Origin of the sequence: Methylobacterium platani (genome assembly GCF_001653715.1) — a bacterium.
Lineage (GTDB): Bacteria > Pseudomonadota > Alphaproteobacteria > Rhizobiales > Beijerinckiaceae > Methylobacterium > Methylobacterium platani.
On sequence record NZ_LWHQ01000009.1, the window covers coordinates 54,545 to 73,156 of the forward strand.

At 70.8% G+C, this 18,612-nt stretch carries 19 protein-coding genes; 5 read left to right on the plus strand and 14 right to left on the minus strand.

Going from position 1 to position 18,612, the window contains the following annotated elements:
- Nucleotides 1–107 precede the first annotated feature (107 nt).
- From A5481_RS04260 to A5481_RS04270, 3 genes are all read left to right on the plus strand, one after another.
- Entirely contained in the window at nt 108–1,136 is a 1,029-nt protein-coding gene (locus A5481_RS04260) for a cyclase family protein (protein WP_048436056.1), read from the plus strand.
- Between the two features lie 158 nt (nt 1,137–1,294).
- Nucleotides 1,295–2,245, plus strand: coding sequence for a 3-hydroxyacyl-CoA dehydrogenase family protein (locus tag A5481_RS04265; protein ID WP_048436057.1), 951 nt, complete (start codon nt 1,295–1,297; stop codon nt 2,243–2,245).
- Nucleotides 2,246–2,313: 68 nt separating this feature from the next.
- On the plus strand, nt 2,314–3,303 hold the full coding sequence (locus A5481_RS04270) for a glucokinase (RefSeq protein ID WP_048436058.1): 990 nt from the start codon (nt 2,314–2,316) through the stop codon (nt 3,301–3,303).
- Between the two features lie 16 nt (nt 3,304–3,319).
- Here A5481_RS04270 and A5481_RS04275 read toward each other — a convergent pair whose 3' ends face one another.
- Nucleotides 3,320–3,733, minus strand: coding sequence for a VOC family protein (locus A5481_RS04275; protein WP_048436059.1), 414 nt, complete (start codon nt 3,731–3,733; stop codon nt 3,320–3,322).
- A gap of 45 nt (nt 3,734–3,778) precedes the next feature.
- Entirely contained in the window at nt 3,779–4,270 is a 492-nt protein-coding gene (locus A5481_RS04280) for a YciE/YciF ferroxidase family protein (protein WP_048436060.1), read from the minus strand.
- A gap of 165 nt (nt 4,271–4,435) precedes the next feature.
- Between A5481_RS04280 and A5481_RS04285 the strand changes: the two genes are divergently transcribed.
- Nucleotides 4,436–4,777, plus strand: coding sequence for an ATPase inhibitor subunit zeta (locus A5481_RS04285; RefSeq protein ID WP_048436065.1), 342 nt, complete (start codon nt 4,436–4,438; stop codon nt 4,775–4,777).
- A gap of 6 nt (nt 4,778–4,783) precedes the next feature.
- Here A5481_RS04285 and A5481_RS04290 read toward each other — a convergent pair whose 3' ends face one another.
- The 11 genes from A5481_RS04290 to A5481_RS04340 form a co-directional block, all read right to left on the minus strand.
- Nucleotides 4,784–6,364: a SpoVR family protein gene (locus tag A5481_RS04290; protein ID WP_048436061.1), complete on the minus strand. Its 1,581-nt coding sequence runs from the start codon at nt 6,362–6,364 to the stop codon at nt 4,784–4,786.
- A gap of 92 nt (nt 6,365–6,456) precedes the next feature.
- Complete coding sequence (locus A5481_RS04295; protein WP_064503790.1) at nt 6,457–7,770, minus strand: YeaH/YhbH family protein; 1,314 nt, start codon at nt 7,768–7,770, stop codon at nt 6,457–6,459.
- Between the two features lie 117 nt (nt 7,771–7,887).
- Entirely contained in the window at nt 7,888–9,840 is a 1,953-nt protein-coding gene (locus A5481_RS04300) for a PrkA family serine protein kinase (protein ID WP_048435953.1), read from the minus strand.
- A gap of 354 nt (nt 9,841–10,194) precedes the next feature.
- Nucleotides 10,195–10,686, minus strand: a complete 492-nt coding sequence (locus A5481_RS04305) for a hypothetical protein (protein WP_048435952.1) — start codon at nt 10,684–10,686, stop codon at nt 10,195–10,197.
- Nucleotides 10,687–10,885: 199 nt separating this feature from the next.
- Nucleotides 10,886–11,338 carry a hypothetical protein gene (locus tag A5481_RS04310; protein ID WP_048435951.1) on the minus strand — a complete coding sequence of 151 codons (453 nt, stop codon included), beginning with the start codon at nt 11,336–11,338 and terminating at the stop codon, nt 10,886–10,888.
- A gap of 45 nt (nt 11,339–11,383) precedes the next feature.
- Nucleotides 11,384–11,944, minus strand: coding sequence for a MerR family transcriptional regulator (locus A5481_RS04315; protein ID WP_082173345.1), 561 nt, complete (start codon nt 11,942–11,944; stop codon nt 11,384–11,386).
- Nucleotides 11,945–11,988: 44 nt separating this feature from the next.
- The gene (locus A5481_RS04320; RefSeq protein WP_048435950.1) at nt 11,989–12,306 is read right to left on the minus strand and encodes an integration host factor subunit alpha; all 318 of its coding nucleotides are present in this window, start codon (nt 12,304–12,306) and stop codon (nt 11,989–11,991) included.
- 120 nt (nt 12,307–12,426) lie between these two features.
- Nucleotides 12,427–13,404: a beta-ketoacyl-ACP synthase III gene (locus tag A5481_RS04325; RefSeq protein ID WP_048435949.1), complete on the minus strand. Its 978-nt coding sequence runs from the start codon at nt 13,402–13,404 to the stop codon at nt 12,427–12,429.
- A 29-nt stretch (nt 13,405–13,433) separates the two neighbouring features.
- Nucleotides 13,434–14,468: a phosphate acyltransferase PlsX gene (gene plsX, locus A5481_RS04330; RefSeq protein WP_048435948.1), complete on the minus strand. Its 1,035-nt coding sequence runs from the start codon at nt 14,466–14,468 to the stop codon at nt 13,434–13,436.
- 168 nt (nt 14,469–14,636) lie between these two features.
- Nucleotides 14,637–15,158, minus strand: coding sequence for a YceD family protein (locus tag A5481_RS04335; protein ID WP_048435947.1), 522 nt, complete (start codon nt 15,156–15,158; stop codon nt 14,637–14,639).
- 188 nt (nt 15,159–15,346) lie between these two features.
- A complete protein-coding gene (locus A5481_RS04340) occupies nt 15,347–15,904 on the minus strand; it encodes a ubiquinol-cytochrome C chaperone family protein (protein WP_048435946.1) in 558 nt (185 codons plus the stop codon).
- Nucleotides 15,905–16,167: 263 nt separating this feature from the next.
- Between A5481_RS04340 and A5481_RS04345 the strand changes: the two genes are divergently transcribed.
- Entirely contained in the window at nt 16,168–16,632 is a 465-nt protein-coding gene (locus tag A5481_RS04345; protein WP_048435945.1) for an outer membrane protein assembly factor BamE, read from the plus strand.
- A gap of 48 nt (nt 16,633–16,680) precedes the next feature.
- On the opposite strand, the gene A5481_RS04350 is transcribed toward A5481_RS04345, so the two are convergent.
- On the minus strand, nt 16,681–18,540 hold the full coding sequence (locus A5481_RS04350) for an ABC transporter ATP-binding protein (RefSeq protein WP_048435944.1): 1,860 nt from the start codon (nt 18,538–18,540) through the stop codon (nt 16,681–16,683).
- Nucleotides 18,541–18,612 lie beyond the last annotated feature (72 nt).

An 18,612-nucleotide genomic window follows, 5' to 3' on the forward strand; every position in this document is an offset into this window, starting at 1 on the left:
GCCGGACCATTGCAACCGGACGGCCCCCGGCCGTCGGCACGCGCGACCGCGCGCCGCCGCGCGTGCGGCGGATCGCTCATCCGGCGCCAGCAGCGAGGGCAACAATCATGACGATGCGCTGGCGCCGCCGCCCGGAGGGCTCGACCTGGGGCGATTTCGGCCCCGACGACGAGCTCGGCCGGCTCAACCTGCTGACCCCCGAGAAGGTGCGCCAGGGCGCCGCCGAGGTGCGGGAGGGGCTGACCTTCTGCCTCAGCCTGCCGCTCGACTTCCCGGGCGGCAACGTGCTGAACCCGCGCCGCCACCCGCCGCAGATCCGCCCGACGGTGCGGGCGAGCGGCCGGCCGAACATGAACTTCCTCGTGTGCGAGGAGGTGCCCGACGCCACCGACGTCATCAGCGACGACCTCGCGGTGCTGCACCTGCAATACTCGACGCAGTGGGACAGCCTCGCCCATGTCGGCTCGCTGTTCGACGTCGAGGGCGACGGCACCCCGCGCCCGGTCTACTACAACGGCTTCCGGGCCGGCTCCGACATCACCGGGCCGACGGTGGCGGAGGAGGCGGGCGCGCCCTCCCGCGCCCAGGCGCTCGGCATCGAGCGCCTGGCCGAGCGCGGCATGCAGGGCCGCGGCGTGATGATCGACCTGCACGCCCATCTCGGCGATGCCCGGGTGGCGGTGGGCTACGACCAGTTGCGGCAGATCCTCGACGCCGACGGCGTGACGGTCGAGCCCGGCGACATGGTCTGCCTGCATACGGGCTTCGCCGAGCGGCTGCTCGGCATGAACCGCAACCCCGACCCGGCCGTGGTCCACGACCTCTGCGCCGGCCTCGACGGGCGCGACCGCAAGCTCCTCAACTGGATCACCGATTCGGGGCTCGTCGCCCTCATCGCCGACAACTACGCGGTCGAGGTCCATCCGGCGCTGCCGGGCGACGGCTGCTGCGCCACCCTGCCGCTCCACGAGCATTGCCTGTTCCGGCTCGGGGTCAATCTCGGCGAGTTGTGGCACCTCACCCCGCTCGCCACCTGGCTGCGGGCGAACGGTCGCCACCGCTTCCTCCTCACCGCGCCTCCCTTGCGGCTGCCGGGCGCGGTCGGCTCGCCGACGACGCCGATCGCCACGGTATGACGAGCGGATGAGCGTCCGACGGTCGTGCGGGATCCGCGTCAGTCCGCACCTCCCGGCCGCGACCTCGGGATGAGGCCGCGCCCGGGAGAGGAAGGCCGCGACCGCGGACGGCCTCTGTCGGCGCGAACGCACGAAGCATCCATCGACGGGAGAACAGCATGAGCGAGATCGCGGTCGTCGGGGCCGGGCTGATGGGGCACGGCATCGCCCTGGTGCTGGCGCTGGGCGGGCATCATGTACGGCTGACGGACAGCCGGCCCGAGACCCTGAAGCGGGTGCCGGGCCTGATCGCCTCGGCCCTCGACACCCTGCGGGAGGCCGGCGCGGTCGGGCCCGACTGGACGCCCGAGCGCGCGGCTGAGGCGATCCGCCTCGAACCCGAGCTCGCCGCGACCGTCTCCGGCGCGAGCCTCGTCATCGAGGCGATCACCGAGAACCCGGAGGCGAAGCGCACCCTGTTCGCCGAACTCGACCGGCTCTGCGCGCCCGAGACGAGGATCGCCAGCAACACCAGCTACCTCGACGTCTTCCCGCTGATCCCGGAGGGCCGGCAGCGGAACGCCCTGGTGATGCACTGGTACACCCCGCCCTACATCGTCGACCTCGTCGACGTGGTGCCGGGGCCGCAGACCGATCCGGCCGTGATCGAGGAGGCGCGCCAGCTGGTGCTCGGCCTCGGCCAGGTGCCGATCGTGCTCAAGCGCTTCATCCCGGGCTACGTCGCCAACCGGATCCAGTCGGCGATCTCGGCCGAGGTCTACCACCTCCTCGACGAGGGCGTGGCCTCGGCCCGCGAGATCGACGACGCGATCATCCACGGCCTCGCCTTGCGCATCCCGATCCTCGGTCATCTCGCCAAGGCGGATTTCACCGGCATCGAGCTCCTGCGCCACGCGCTCGCCAATGCCAGCTACAGCCCGCCCCCGGCACGGACCCGCTCGGAGGCGATCGACGGCCTCGTGGCGGAGGGGCGCACCGGCGTGATGGCCGGCAAGGGCTTCTTCGACTGGGGCGGGCGCGACCCGGCCGAGCTGTTCCGCGACCGCGACCGCCGGCTCCTCGCCCTCAAGCAGGCGATGAAGCAGGTCGGCCGGATGGAGGGCGACTGACCCGTCGACCGGCGCCGCCGCGGCGCTATAACGATCAGCCGTGAGTGCGGAAGGCGAGGCGGCGGCCCATGTTCGAGTTCCCGGTCCTGTTCGGCGACATCGGTGGCACCAACGCGCGCTTCGCCGTGCAGGAGAAGCCGGGCGCCGAGCCGGTGGTGCTCGCCCACGAGAAGACGGCCGCCTATCCCGATCCGAGCGCGGCGATCCGCGCCGCGCTCGCCGAGAGCCGGGTCGCCCCGCCGCGCTCGGCGATCCTGGCGGTAGCCGCCCGGGTCGACGGGCCGGCGGTGCACCTCACCAACGCCCATTGGGTGATCGAGGGCGAGCGGATCGGCCGCGATTTCGGCCTCGCGAGCTGCCGGGTCGTCAACGACTACGTCCCGGTGGCGGCCGGCGCCGCCGCCCTCGACCCGGCCGGGCGCGACAGCTCGATCCTCGAGCAGATCGGCCCGACCCTCTGCCCCGACGGCGGCGCGCGCCTCGTGCTCGGTCCCGGCACCGGCTTCGGCGCCGCCGGCCTCGTCCCCTACGGCAAGCAGCTCGCCATCGTCTCGACGGAGGCCGGCCACGTCGATTTCGGCCCGAGCGACGACGAGGAGATCGCGTTCTGGCCGCAGCTCGCCCGGATCGAGGGCCGGATCACCGTCGAGTCGCTCCTGTCGGGCCCCGGCCTCAGCCGGCTCCATGCCGGCCTCGGCGGGGCCGAGCTGGACCCGAAGGACATCACCGAGCGCGGGATGTCCGGCGAGGACCCGGCGGCGCAGCGCACGCTGCGGGTCTTTTCCAAGCTGCTCGGGCGGCTCTGCGGCGACCTCGCCCTCACCTTCCTCGCCACCGGCGGGGTCTATATCGGCGGCGGCATCGCGCCCCGGATCCTCGACGTGCTGAACGAGGGCACCTTCCGCCGGGCGTTCGAGCACAAGCCGCCCTTCTCCGACCGGATGAGCAGGATCCCGACCTGCGTCATCACCATCGCCGATCCGGCGCTGACCGGCCTCTCGGCGCTCGCCTGCCACCCGGAGCGGTTCGCCTACGACGGGCAGCACTGGACGGCGTGAGGGGCAAGGCCCCGCGCTAGTACCCCTTCCACAATCCCGGCGTCGCCAGCTCGACGAGGTGCCCGTCCGGATCGCGGAAATACAGGCTGACGCCGCCGCGCGGCCAGGTGGTCCGGCCCTCGACCGCGATCCCGTGCGCCGCCAGGTGGTCCTCCCACGCCGGCAGCGCGTCGGCGGAGATCGACAGGGCGAGGTGCAGCGGACCCGCGCCGTCATGGGGCGGGATGGTGCCGCCGGGCGTCGGCACCGGATGCAGCGAGCCGCCGCGGGGAAACAGCAGCAGGACGCCGCGCCCGGCGACGTCGTAGGCGCGCATCCGGTGGTCCTCGTGGAGGTAGGGCAGGCCCATCGGCCCGCCCCAGAACGCCGCCGCCCGCGCGAGGTCGTCGACGTAGAGAACCGTCTCGAGGATTCCGGTGAGGTCCGGCATCGTGCTGCCTCCGTGCCGGGGTAACGCGCGGGCCGCCGCGACGGTTTACGCCGCCGCCGGGTTGACGGCCTCCTCGGCGAGTTCGGAGAGCAGCTCGTCGGTGTTCTCCTCCTCGACCAGGGTCTCCTTGATCAGGGACTCGGCCTCCGAGAACCCGAGTTGCTTCGCCCAGGCCAGGAGCGTGCCGTAGCGGGTGATCTCGTAATGCTCGACCGCCTGCGCGGCGGCGATCAGGCCGGCATCGAGGGCATCGCTGCCGGCGAAGTCCTGCATCACCTCCTCGCCCTCGGCGATGATGCCCTGGATCGCCTGGCAGGTGACGCCCTCGGGCTTCTCGCCGACGATCCGGAAGACCTGGTCGAGACGCTTCACTTGGCCCCGGGTCTCCTCGACATGGACGCTGAGCGCGCCGCGCAGCTCGTCCGAGCGGGCCGCCTGCGCCATTTTCGGCAGCGCCTTCAGGATCGCGTTCTCGGCGAAGTAGGTGTCCTTGAGCTGGTGAAGGAAGAGCGCGCGAAGGTTCTTGTCGTCGGCCATATTATGCTCCCATGGGGTACCGAGGTGCCCCGGCAACTCGCGGGCGCCGGGCATCGTTCCGGCCGGGGCCCCGGCGATCACGGCTCGGCGACCGGCCCTGGTCGCGCGGCGAGCTCGTCGCCATCTCGAAGGACGGGGGGCGTGATTCCGCGGGAGATCACCCCGATGACGACGTTGTTCGACGAGCGGGAGCGCGCGGCCGAGGCGTTGTTCGCCCTCGACGAGGAGCTGCGCTTCCTGGCGCTGGCCCGGCGCAACAAGATGCTGGGAGCCTGGATGTGCGAGCGGCTGAGCCTCACCGGCGAGGCGGCCGAGGCGTACAAGCGGCACCTGATCGAGGCCGGTGCCGAGACGCCCCCGCTCGGCCGGTCGCCGGACGAGGCCCTGGCCGACCGGCTGCGGGCCGACCTCGCGGCGAAGGGCGCCGCCGCCGACGATCTGCCCGGGCTGATCGCCCGCACCGGCGCCGAGGCCGCCCGGACCGTGCGCGAGCAGGCCCGGGGCTGATGCATCCTAGAAGAAGGTCGGACGCGCGCTGGCGGTGTGCTCCTTGAGCACCGCGCCGGTCGTGGAGTCGACCTCCTTCATCAGCACGTCGTAGCCCCACAGGTCGGCGAGGTGCTGCAGCACCCGCATCGCGTCGTCCTTGTTGAGCAGCACCCGGTTGAGCACCTTGTGGTGCAGGATCAGCTTGCGGTCGCCCTCGAGATCGACATCCACCACCTCGATGTCGGGATCGAGCCAGGCGACGTCGTATTGCCGCGCGAAGGCCCGGCGCAGGCGCCGGTAGCCGCGCTCGTCGTGGATCGCCTCGACGCGCAGCTCCGGCTGGTCCGGGTCGTCGGTGACGTGGAACAGCCGCAGCTGGCGCATCAGCTTCGGGCTGAGGAACTGGGCGATGAAGCTCTCGTCGCGGTAATTGGCCCAGACGTCGCGCAGGACTCCCATCGGATCGCCGCTGCCGGCGATGTCGGGGAACCAGGCCCGGTCCTCCTCGGTCGGCTCGGTGCAGATGCGGGCGATGTCCGTCATCATGGCAAAGCCGATGGCGTAGGGGTTGTGGCCGCCGTAATGCCGGTCGTCGTAGGTCGGCTGGCGGATCACGTTGGTGTGCGACTGCAGGAACTCGAGGTAGGCCGCCTCATTGATCTGCCCGGTCTCCGACAGCCGGGTCATGATCCGGTAGTGGTTGTAGGTGGCGCAGCCCTCGTTCATCACCTTGGTCTGGCGCTGCGGGTAGAAGTACTGCGCCACGTGGCGGACGATGCGCAGGATCTCGCGCTGCCACGGCTGCAGCCGCGGCGCCGCCTTCTCCAGGAAATAGAGGATGTTCTCCTGCGGCAGCTCGAGGAGCGCCCGGCGGCGCTCGGCATGCGGATCCGGCTTGCCCGACTGGGCCTTGGCCGGCAAGGTGCGCCAGAGGTCGTTGTACATCCTCTCCTGGTGCTCGTGGCGCTCGCGCTCGCGGCGCTGCTCGGAGGAGAGGTCGGGGCGCTTCTTGCGCGGATAGCGGTGGACGCCCTGGTTCATCAGGGCGTGGGCGGCGTCGAGCACCGCCTCGACGGCGTTGTGGCCGTAGCGCTCCTCGCACCGGGTGATGAAGGTCTTGGCGAATTCCAGGTAGTCGAGAATGCCTTCCGCGTCGGTCCACTGCCGGAAAAGGTAGTTGTTCTTGAAGAAGTGGTTGTGGCCGAAGGCGGCGTGGGCGATGACGAGCGTCTGCATCGTCGCCGTGTTCTCCTCCATGATGTAGGAGATGCACGGGTCGGAATTGATGACGATCTCGTAGGCGAGCCCCATCAGGCCGCGGCGGTAGCCGGCCTCGTGCTGGGCGAAGTGCTTGCCGAACGACCAGTGCTTGTAGAACAGCGGCATGCCGATCGACGCATAGGCGTCGAGCATCTGCTCGGCGGTGATGATCTCGATCTGGTTCGGGTACCAGCTCAGGCCCAGTTCCGGCCCGGCGATCGCCTCGCAGGCGTCGTGGATGCGCCGGATGGTGTCGAAATCCCAGTCGTTCCCGGTGAAGAGCGGGCCCTTCCTGGCGATCACGGCCGGGCCGGCGGGCCGCGCGTCGAAGGTAGTGGAACTCATCGGGCGTCGAACCTCCCGGCGTCTCATGCATCCCCCGGCGGGATGCGGACCTTCAGCTCACGAGCGCGCCCCTCGCGCGGGGCCGCACCCCGTCACGGCGAAGCACTCTCCTGGCCGGCCTTGCGGGCGAACAGCTCGCGGAAGACCGGGTAGATGTCGCGGCGGTGGTTGACCTTGCGCATCGCCAGCACCGAGTTGGTCTTCGAGACCGGCTCGTAGGTGCGCCAGAGCGTGGTGCGGTGCTCGACGAAGCCGGCCCGCGGCCCGCCCTCGTCGCCGACCTCCAGATAGGCGAAGTACTGGCAGGCCGGCAGGATCGCCGAGCGCAGCAGGTCCTGCGAGGTGGCGCCGTCGCTCGACACGTTGTCGCCGTCCGAGGCCTGCGCCGCGTAGATGTTCCAGTCCTCGGGATTGTAGCGCTCGGCGATGATCCGCTTCATCTCGACCAGCGCCGAGGAGACCAGCGTGCCGCCGGTCTCGCGCGAGCCGAAGAACGTCTCCTCGTCGACCTCCTTGGCGTGGTCGGTGTGGCGGATGAAGACGATCTCGACGTGCTTGTAGCGCCGGGTCAGGAAGATGTGCAGCAGGATGTAGAACCGTTTGGCGAGGTCCTTCATGTGCTCGGTCATCGAGCCCGAGACGTCCATCAGGCAGAACATCACCGCCTGGGCGACCGGCCGCGGATAGGGCTCGAAGCGGCGGTAGCGCAGGTCGATCGGGTCGACGTAGGGAATGCGCTGCGAGCGGGTGCGCAGGCGCTCCAGCTCGGCCTTCAGCTCGTCGAGGATCACCGCGTCGGGGTCGCTCTCCTCCAGCGCCCGGATCTCTTCCTCCAGCGCCGCCAGCTCGACGGCCTTGGGCCGCTTCAGCGCGATGCGCCGCGACAGCGAGTTGCGCAGGGTGCGCCCGAGCGCGAGGTTCGCGGGCGAGCCGGACACCGTGTAGCCGGCCCGGCGCAAGGTGGCGGTCTCGACGACCGCGAGGCGCCGCTTGGCGAGGTCGGGCAGCTCGAGGTCTTCCAGGAACAGCTCCAGGAACTCCTCGCGGGTGAGGACGAAGCGGAACGTGTCCTCGCCGTCCGCCCCGCCGTCGCTGCCCTCGCCGCTGCCGCCCCCTCCCCCGCCGCCGCCCGGCGGGCGCTCGATCAGGTCGCCCTCGATGTAGGTCTTGTTGCCGGGCAGGATGTGGTCCTGGATCCCGGTCGAGGGATTGCGGGTGAATTTCGGCTCGCGCACGCCGTCGACCGGGACGGTGACGTTGCCGTCCTTGCCGAGATCCTTGATGTCCTTGTCCCGGGCCGCCTCGCGCACGGCGCGCTGGGCCACGTCGCGGACGCGGCGCAGGAAACGCTGCCGGTTCGCCAGGCTCTTGCCGCCGGGATTGAGGCGTCGATCGATGATGTGCATCCGCTTCGCGCTCTCCGATCACGCCATCATACCGTACCGGGTCCGTCCCCTGCCACCTGTCCACCGGGTGGAAGGGCCCGCGGGAGAGGTCTCCCACGGGGTTTTCGGCTGATGCGCTCAGCCCGCCTGCTTGACGCGCATGTACCACTCGACGAGGCGGCGGACCTGGCGCTCGGTGTAGCCGCGGTCCTTCATCCGCTCGACGAACTCGCCGTGCTTCTTCTCGGTCTCGCTGTCCTTCTTCGAGCCGAAGGAGATCACCGGCAGCAATTCCTCGACCTGGCTGAACATCCGCCGCTCGATCACCTCGCGGATCTTCTCGTAGGAGGTCCAGGACGGGTTGCGCCCGCCGTGCTGGGCCCGCGAGCGCAGGGCGAACTTCACCACCTCGTTGCGGAAGTCCTTCGGGTTGGCGATGCCCGCCGGCTTCTCGATCTTGGTGAGCTCCTGGTTCAGGAGCTCGCGGTTGAGCAGCTGCCCGGTCTCCGGGTCCTTGAAATCCTGGTCCTCGATCCAGGCATCGGCGTAGTCGATGTAGCGGTCGAACAGGTTCTGGCCGTAATCGTGGTACGATTCGAGGTAGGCCTTCTGGATCTCGTGCCCGATGAACTCGGCGTAGCGCGGCGCCAGCTCGCCCTTGATGAATTCGAGGTAGCGCTTCTCGGTCTCAGGGGGGAGCTGCTCGCGGCGCAGCGACTGCTCGAGCACGTACATCAGGTGGACCGGGTCGGCCGAGACCTCGGTGGTGTCGTGGTTGAAGGTGGCGGCCATCACCTTGAAGGCGAAGCGGGTCGAGATCCCGTCCATGCCCTCGTCGACGCCGGCGGTGTCCTTGTATTCCTGCATCGAGCGGGCGCGGGGATCGACCTCGCGCAAGGATTCGCCGTCATAGACCCGCATCTTGGAGAAGACGTTCGAGTTCGCGTGCTCGCGCAGGCGCGAGAGCACCGAGAACCGGGCCAGCATCTCCAGCGTGCCGGGGGCGCAGCGGGCATTGGCGAGTTCGGAGCCCGAGACCAGCTTCTCGTAGATCCGCTGCTCCTCGGTGACGCGGAGGCAGTACGGCACCTTGATGACGTAGATGCGGTCGATGAAGGCTTCGTTGTTCTTGTTGGTCTTGAAGCTCTGCCACTCGGCCTCGTTCGAGTGGGCGAGGATGATGCCGGTGAAGGGAATCGCCCCGATATTCTCGGTGCCGACGTAGTTGCCCTCCTGCGTCGCGGTGAGCAGCGGGTGGAGCATCTTGATCGGCGCCTTGAACATCTCGACGAATTCGAGGATGCCCTGGTTCGCCCGGTTGAGGCCGCCCGAGTACGAGTAGGCGTCGGGATCGGCCTGGCTCAGGGTCTCGAGCTTGCGGATGTCGACCTTGCCGACGAGGGACGAGATGTCCTGGTTGTTCTCGTCGCCCGGCTCGGTCTTGGCGATCGCGATCTGGCGCAGGCGCGACGGGTTGACCTTGACGACCTTGAACTTCGAGATGTCGCCGCCGAACTCGTCGAGGCGCTTCAGGCACCACGGACTCATCAGCCCGGTCAGGCGCCGGCGCGGCACGCCGTAGCGCTCCTCGATCATCGGCCCCATCGTCTCGGGGTCGAACAGCACCAGCGGGCTCTCGAAGACCGGGCTCATCTCGTTGCCGGCCTTGAGCACGTAGATCGGGTGCACCTCCATCAGGGCCTTCAGCCGCTCGGCGAGGGACGACTTGCCGCCGCCGACCGGCCCGAGCAGGTAGAGGATCTGCTTGCGCTCCTCCAGGCCCTGCGCGGCGTGGCGGAAGAACGAGACGATCCGCTCGATCGTCTCCTCCATGCCGTAGAACTCGGAGAAGGCGGGGTAGGTGCGAATGGTCCGGTTCATGAAGATCCGGCCAAGGCGCGGATCCCGCGCCGTATCGATGAACTCGGGCCGCCCGATCGCGTCGAGAATGCGCTCGGGCGCACTCGCGTACATCAGGGGATTGTCACGGCAGGCGTCGAGATACTCGGACAGCGTCAGCTCCGTGTCCCTGCGGGACTCGTAGCTGCGCGCGAAAGTTTGAAAGAGGTCGCTCGCTGACGGCATTGGCATTCCGGACCCTCACGACATCGCCAGGATCATCCTGTCCCGCCTCGGATGCAATCGATATCCCCATGTTTGTCGCAGCGCGGCGACGTTGGGAGGGGTGCGGAGGCGGGCAGGAGCCTGTATGCAGGCCGGCTGCGGGCAAGGCGCGTGCCGCGGCGGCCGGGAAAGTCGCAAGTTCGCCAAGGCCAAAGCCGGTGAGCGACCGGCCCTGTGCCGCAAAGGACACGCCTGTTCCGGTTCTTCCACACCCCTCGAAGCGCCGTCCGGCCCTTCGCGGGACGCCAGGGAAACGCCGGCCGCAGGGCCGCCGTTCCCGCTTCGTTTCGGACCCTGCGCTCCGCGCGGGACGGACCGGCCTCAGAGGTCGGTGGTGTCCTTCTTGGCGCCGTCCTTCGGGGCGTCCTTCGGGCCTTCCTTGGTGCCCGCCGGCCCGACCGTGAGCTTGATCGTCTGGGTGCTGACGTTGCCGTCGGTGCCCTTGATCTCCACCGTGACCTCGTCGGCGCCGGTGAAGCCGGGCTTGCTCTCGTAGAACAGCGCCTGGACGTTGGCGTCGGCGTTCGGGCAGCGATAGGTGGCCGGGGTCTTCACCTTGCCGGCGCGCTGGATCAGCGCGCCGTTCTTCGGCGGGCTGGTCACCTTCAGTTCGGGCTGCGGCCCGAGCGAGCAATCCTTCTTCAGATTCGGCACCATCACGAGCCGGACCTGCTTGCCGGAGGCGACGGAGTGCTCGCGGACCTTGGCGGCCTGGGCGAGAGCGGGACCGGCGGCCAGCACGGGCCCGGCGGCGATCAGCGCGGCGAGCGCCAGGGTCGGGCGGAAGGGGCGGGTCCGGGAATGGCGAGACATTGTTGCTCGAAGCTCTCCGAGGGGGTGCCGGCCGCATGTGGGGAGCGGGACCGGCCCCGTCGAGGGCTCGCGCGCGGGTTCCGGGCGAGGAACCAGCGTCAGTGCAGGACCAGCATCACGAAGAGGTTGAACAGCCCGAGCAAGGCCACGCCGCCGAGCCAGATCCAGTAGCCGCGTCCCTCGACCGGGTAGTCGCCGATCATTCCGTCCCCTCCTCCGCATCGTCGCCGGCCGCCGCCTGCAGCACCGCCAGGGCGGCGCCGGTCACCCGGGCGATCTGGGCCGGCGTGAACTCGCCCGCAAGGGCCGAGGCGAGCCCGCGCTCGATCCGCGCCCGCTCGCCGGCATCGCCGATCGGGTCGGCCGGGATGTCGGACTCCGTCAGGCGGCAGGCGTCCCGGATGGTGTCGGCGGCCCGGCGCAGCACCGCGCGCTGGTCCGGCGTCATGTCCCAGAGCGGCTGGCGCAGCCGCGCGATCACCCGCCTGGCGTCGCGATAGTCGCGGTCGACGACGGGAATTGCCTCGATCTGGCTCACCAGAAGCACCAGTTCGAGCACGTCGGCGGTCGCCTCCGGGCAGGAGCGGACGACGCGCATCAGCCGCGCGATCAGCTCGGTGGTCGGGGAAGCGTGCCGGCGGGGGTCGGTCATGAGCGCGTAACGCGAGCCTCGGCGGATGGTTCTCCGGACTTACGGCTATGTCGCCTCCGGCGCGTCCAACTCGGTCGCCGAGACCCGGCGCAGGCCGGCCAGGGTCCGCCGGCACGCCCGCAACTCGTCGAGCACCGCAGTCAGGCTCGCCCGGTCGGCCCGCCCGAGCGGCGGCGCGGCGGCTTCCGGTTCCGGCTCGTGGTCGGTCTCGACGAAGGCGGGGGCGACCTGCTCGCCGCGGCCGACCGCCTGGACGAAGCGCATGCCGCGCTCGCGCAGGACGCGCTGGGCGCCGCGGATCGTGTAGCCCTGGCCGTAGAGGAGCCGGCGGATGCCGTGCAGGAGGTCGACGTCGTCGGGGCGATAGTAGCGCCGGTTGCCGCCGCGCTTGAGCGGGCGCACCTGCGTGAAGCGCGTCTCCCAGAACCGCAGCACGTGCTGGGGCAGGTCGAGATCCTCGGCGACCTCGCCGATCGTCCGGAACGCGCCGGGCTCCTTCTCCGGCAGGAGCCCCTTCTCCGGCAAGAGCTCCTTCTCGGGCGGCAGCGCGCGTCCGGGAGCGTCGTTCCCGCCGGGTTCGGCCGGGTCCTCGTCCTCGATCGGCATCCCGGTCATCGGCCCGATCCCGACTCAGCCCGAGCCCCGGCGCCTCACCCGTCGTCTTCGTCGGGGGCGGCGTCGCCGTTGATGCGGGCCTTGAGCACGTTCGAGGGCTTGAACACCATGACGCGGCGCGGCTCGATCGCCACCTCGACGCCGGTCTTCGGGTTGCGGCCGACGCGCTTGCCCTTGTCGCGCACCACGAAGGAGCCGAACGAGGACAGCTTCACGGTCTCGCCGGAGGAGAGGCAGCCGCAGATCTCCGACAGCACGGTCTCCACCAGGGCGGCGGATTCCGTCCGCGACAGGCCGACCCGCTGATAGACGGCCTCGCTCAGATCGGCCCGCGTGACCGTCTTGCCTGCCATCGTGCTGCTCCCCCGGCGGCTGAATCGCGAACTAACGTATGTCTATGATCGCGCACGCTAATCGGCGATGCGCGCCGGGTCAACCGGGCGCCCGGCGGGTTCCCGGGGACTTTGCGGGATCTACCAGCGGATCAGCGCGCTGCCCCAGGTGAAGCCGCCGCCGATCGCCTCGATCATCACGAGGTCGCCGGTCTTGATCCGGCCGTCCCGGCAGGCGGCGTCCAGCGCCAGGGGAATCGAGGCCGCCGAGGTGTTGCCGTGGCGGTCGACCGTCAGCACCACCTTCTCGCGGGCGATGCCGAGCTTGTCGGCCGAGGCCTCGATGATCCGCCGGTTGGCCTGGTGCGGCACGAACCAGTCGAGGTCGTCGGCGGTGGTTCCGGTGGCCTCGAACGCCTGGGCGACCACGTCGGTCACCGAGCCGACGGCGAAGCGGAACACCTCCTTGCCGACCATGCGCAGCTTGCCGGTGGTCCCGGTCGAGCCCGGGCCGCCGTCGACGTAGAGCTTCTCCCGGTGGCGGCCGTCGGCCCGGAGCTGGCTCGTCAGCACGCCGCGGTCGCTCGGCAGCCCCTCGCCGGCCTGCGCCTCCAGCACCAGGGCACCGGCGCCGTCGCCGAACAGCACGCAGGTGGTGCGGTCCTCCCAGTCGAGCAACCGCGAGAAGGTCTCGGCGCCGACGACGAGGGCGCGGGTCGCCGCCCCGGTGGTCAGGAACTTGTCGGCGGTGGCGACCGCGTAGACGAAGCCGGCGCAGACCGCCTGGAGGTCGAAGGCGGCCCCCGTCCGGATGCCGAGCCCGCCCTGGATCTGGGTCGCGGTCGACGGGAAGGTGTGGTCCGGCGTCGAGGTCGCGCAGATCACGAGGTCGATCGTCGCGGGGTCGATGTCGGCGTCGCGCAAGGCGCGTTCGGCCGCCTTGATGCCGAGCACCGAGGTGGTCTCGTCGGGTTCGGCGATGTGGCGCTGGCGGATGCCGGTGCGCTGGATGATCCAGTCGTCCGAGGTCTCGACCCGGGCGGCGAGGTCGTCGTTGGTGACGATCGTCCGTGGCAGGTAGGAGCCGCAGCCCCGCACCACCGAGCGAAGGCGGGTCATGGTGTGGTCTCCTTGAGCCGACGCGGTCGTCACGCCGAGGCCTGGGCCGGCGTCGCGTCGAGGCGCTCCCGGATCGTCCGCATCAGGTCGTGGCGGGCCATGTCGTAGGCGAGGTCGATGGCGCTGGCGAAGCCCTCGGCATCGGCGGCGCCGTGGCTCTTGATGACGATGCCCTCCAGGCCGAGGAAGACGCCGCCATTGGCCCGGCTCGGGTTCATCTTCTCGCGCAGGGCCCGGAAGGCGCCGCGGGCGAACAGGTAGCCGATCTTCGCCATCAGGGTCCGGCCCATCGCGCCCTTGAGGTAGGCGGCGATCTGCTTGGCCGTTCCCTCGGCGGTCTTGAGCGCGATGTTGCCGGTGAAGCCCTCGGTCACCACCACGTCGACGGTGCCGCGGCCGAGATCGGTACCCTCGACGAAGCCGTGGTAGGCGAGCCCCGTCAGGTCGGATTCCCGCAGCATCCGGGCAGCCTCCTTGACCGCCTCGTTGCCCTTCATCTCCTCGGTGCCGACGTTGAGCAGGCCGACCGTCGGCCGGTCGAGGTCGAACACGATGCGGGCCATGGCCGCGCCCATCACCGCCATGTCGACGAGGTGGTTGGCGTCGGTGCCGATGGTGGCGCCGACGTCGAGCACCACGCTCTCGCCGCGCACCGTCGGCCACAGGCAGGCGATGGCGGGCCGCTCGATATGCGACATCGTCTTGAGGCAGATCTTCGACATCGCCATCAGGGCGCCGGTATTGCCGGCCGACACCGCGGCGTCGGCCTCGCCGTCGCGCACCGCCTGGATCGCCTTCCACATCGACGACTTGCCGCGCCCCGAGCGCACCGCCTGGCTCGGCTTCTCGTCCATCGCCACCGAGACGGCGGTGTGGCGGATCTCGACCGCGCCCTTCAGGCGCGGCTCGGCCGCGACCAGGGGAGTGAGCACCGCCTCGTCGCCGAACATCAGGAACGTCGTCTCGGGGTGGCGCTCGCGGGCGAGCCCGGCACCGGGCACGACCGTCGAGGGGCCGTGGTCGCCGCCCATCGCGTCGAGCGAGATGCGCACTCTCTGGGACATGGGGGTGTCGAACAGCCTCTCAACGATCCGCCGGGAATGCGGGAACGGATCGGGTGTCCCGCGGCGCGGCGGAAAATAGCGACCCGGCGCCGGGTCGCAAACGAAATCTGCCGCGAGCGGGGTCCGAAGGCTCCCGCGCGGCGGCGGAAGCGTGCCGTCGCGCGCGCTTCAGCCGTCGTTGCCCGCCGGTCCCCCGCCCTTCAGGGTGTGGAGCGCGGCGAAGGGCGTCTCCTCGGCATCCTCGGCCGGCGGCGCGAAGGCGACGCCCGGTTTGCGCGGATAGGGATCGAGGCCGAGCGCCAGGAACTCGGCGGCGAGGCTGCCGAGATCGATCCGGCCGTTGACGATCGGATCGGGGATGTCGGCATCCTCGGCCGGCGTGCCCGCGAAGGCGTCCTGGTCGGCGAAGTCGACGTCGACCTCCTCGGTGACGGTGCCGTCGAACGGCTCGAGGGTGACGACGCAGGTCTGGGTGAGCGCCGCCTCGACGGTGCCGGTGACCTGGAGCCGGTGCAGGGATCCGGAGAGCCGGAAGGTGGCGGTGAGCCGCGCGATTCCGGCCAAGCCGAAATCGCGGGCGAGCGCCGCGCGCTCGGCCTCATTCGCCTCGACGGTCACGGGCTGGCCGGTCTTCAGGGTGCGCTCGACCAGGATCGGGCGGGAGAACGGGCCGACGCTGTCGGGGGTCATGGGGGCTCCTTTCCGGATGCTTGGACGCGAGTCTTTGCGACGGGACGGGACGAGAGGGGTCGAGCGCGAGGCGCGGGCGCGGCGGCCCCCGGGGAGCGCTCCCGCGCGATCGGGCCCGATCCTCCGGGAGATGCGTCGCGCCCCGCGCCGGCGCAAGGGGCAAACGGCGGCGAGGACGGCGCCGGCGCTCAGGCCGGCGCCGCGCCGCCGGCGAAGCCCGCCGGATCGGGCAGGACCGGTCCGTCCGCCATCAGGGCGTCGAGGCCGGTGCCGGCGAGACCGGCATCGGCCGCCGCCACGTAGGCCGCGAGCCCCCGCGCCGCGGCCGCGTCCTCGCGGGCGAGCACGTTGCGGGCGAGCGTTTCGGCGAGCGCGTCCTGGTCGCCGGCATCGAGCGCCGCGTCGTAGGCGGCGGCGCGACCGTAGAAGGCCTGGGCTAGCTTCTTCATCCGCTTCGAGACGCCCATGTCCCCGACGCCGAGCTCGCGCAGGGACGAATCGAGCTGCTCGAACACCGAGTTCACCAGGTCCTGGGCGACGTCCGCCGCCGGGGCGGGGAGCCGGCGCAAGGCGCGCAGCACCAGGACCACGTGCAGGCACAGCGCCTCGAACCGCCCCTCGACCGTGTCGGGCACGCCGAGATCGAGGTAGAGCGCCGGCACCCGGGCGCCGGCATTCGTGCGGACGTGCAGCGCCTCGATGGCGCGGGTGCGGGCATTGTCGCGCCGGAAGGGGTTTCGGATCATCGGGGTGTCTCACGCCTTCCGCACCGCCCCGCCGGTCCGCGAGGCCATTCTCTGCACAGGCCGGGCACCGCCGCGTCGGGGCTTCGCAGGCGGGCCGTCCATCCGTGGCGGAAGCTCGTCCCTGCCGGAATCTTGGCCGTGCCGGAACCTTGACCGTGCCTTGCCAACGCCACAACCCCGGGGTACGGCAACGGTCGCTTCTCGCGCAAGGCCGCCGTCCGGTCGGCCGTCTCACTGTCCCGTATCCGTCTCCCGAGGTCTCGATGCCGCGCCGCTTCACACCGTCGCTTCTCCGCCTCGCCGCGGCCGGCCTGATCGGTCTGTCGGCCGCGGGCTGCGTGATCGGCGAAGAGTTCCGGCACGGCTACATCATCGACGACGCCGCCGTCGCCCAGGTGCGCCCGGGCGCGAGCGCCGAGCAGGTGCTCCAGCTCCTCGGCACGCCGACCACGGTGTCCACCGTCGGCAACAAGTCCTGGTACTACATCAGCCAGAACACCCAGCGCACCGTGATGTTCCTGGGCGAACGCCCGCGGGACCAGCGCGTGCTCGCGGTCTACTTCAACGGCGGCTTCAAGGTCGAGCGCGTGGCGCTCTACGGCGAGCAGGACGGGAAGGTGTTCGACTTCATCTCGCGCACCACGCCGACCAGCGGCGGCGAGCAGGCCTTCCTCGGCCAGCTGATGCGCGGCCTGACCAAGTTCGAGCCGTTCCGCAACGCGCAGTGACGCGACGCCGCCGCCCCCCTTCCGAACGGGAGGGGGGACCCGGCGCCGTCACTCCGCCGCCGCGCGCTCCTCGTCGTCCCCCAGGAAGCCGCCGGATTGCCGCGCCCACAGGCGCGCGTAGAGCCCCCCGGCCTTGACCAGGTCGGCGTGCCGCCCCTCCTCGACGATGCGGCCGCGATCGAGCACCACCAGCCGGTCGAGGGCCGCGATGGTCGAGAGCCGGTGCGCGATGGCGAGGACGGTCTTGCCCTGCATCAGCCGGTCGAGCGAGCTCTGGATCGCCGCTTCGACCTCCGAATCGAGGGCCGAGGTCGCCTCGTCGAGGATCAGCACCGGGGCGTCCTTCAGGATCACCCGGGCGATGGCGATGCGCTGGCGCTGGCCGCCCGACAGCTTGACCCCGCGCTCGCCGACCTGGGCGTCGTAGCCGCCGCGCCCCTTGTGGTCGGTGAGATCGCGGATGAACCCGTCGGCATGGGCCGCCCGCGCCGCAGCGATGATCTCGTCTTGCGTCGCGTCCTCGCGGCCGTAGGCGATGTTGTCGCGGATCGAGCGGTGGAGCAGCGAGGTGTCCTGCGTCACCACGGCGATCTGCCGGCGCAAGGAGGCCTGCGTCACGCCTGCGATGTCCTGGCCGTCGATCAGGATGCGGCCGCCCTCGAGGTCGTGCAGGCGCAGGAGCAGGGAGGTGAGCGTGGTCTTGCCCGCCCCGCTCGGCCCGACGAGGCCGACCTTCTCGCCGGGCGCGATGCGCAAGGACAGGTCCTCGATGATCCCGGCCTCGGCCTTGCCGTAGTGGAAGCTCACGCCCTCGAACCGCACCTCGCCGCCGCCAACCGCGAGGTCGCGGGCGCCCGGGCGGTCGGTCAGCCCGTGCGGGGTGGCGATGGTCTGCATGCTCTCCTGGACGACGCCGATATTCTCGAACAGCCCGCGCACGGTCTGCATCACCCAGCCCGACATCGCGATCAGCCGCAGCACCAGGGCGAGGCCCGCCGCCCCCTCCCCGGTCGTCATCTGCCCGCGCGACCACAGGGCCAGCACGACGCCTGCGGTGACGACGATCAGGATGCTGTTGAGGAGCGAGAGCGTGCCGGTGACCGCGGTGATGAGCCGGAACGAGCGCAGGTAGGCGTCGGTGTGGTCGATCGTGGCCGACTGCACCGCCGAGCGCTCCTCGCGGTCGCGGGCGAAGAGCTTGACGGTGAGGATGTTGGTGTAGCTGTCGACGATGCGGCCGATCAGGGCCGAGCGGGTATCGGCGACCTTGAGCGAGCGCGCCCGCGCCCGGGGCACGAAGTAGGCGGTGAGCCCCGCATAGGCCAGGATCCACGCCAGCACCGGCAGCATCAGCCACGGGCTGATCGCGCCGAACAGGCTCACCGCGGTGACCGCGAAGATCGCCACGTAGAGCAGCGTGTCGATGACCACGATGGCGAGTTCGCGCACCGCCACCCCGACCTGCGTCACCCGGTTGGCCAGCCGCCCGGCGAAATCGGCCTGGAAGTACGAGAGGGCGTGGCCCAGCGTGTAGAGGTGGGTGCGCCAACGGATCAGGCTCGTCGTCTGCGGTACGATGTACTGGTTCGACAGGACCTCGTGCAGCCAGGCGAGGATCGGGCGCACCACCAGGATCAGGCCGGCGGCGAGCATCAGGCCGGTGCCGTGGTCGCGCCACAGGGTGTCCGGGCCGGAGCGGGCCAGGATGTCGACGAACCAGCCCATCAGCAGGTAGAGCGAGGCCTCGACGCTGCCGGCGGCGAGCGCCACCATGAACAAAATCGCCAGCGGCCCCCGCACCGGCCGCAGGTAGAACCAGGCGAATCCCGCCACCGTGCCGGGCGGGCGCCGGGCCTCCTCGAAGGGGGCGAAGGGATCGATGCGGCGCTCGAGCCAGTCGAGGAACATGCGGGCTTCCGACGGTGACGGGTGTCTCAGCTATGCGGCCGGGGGCGTCGGCCAACCGGGGGGCGATGCCGC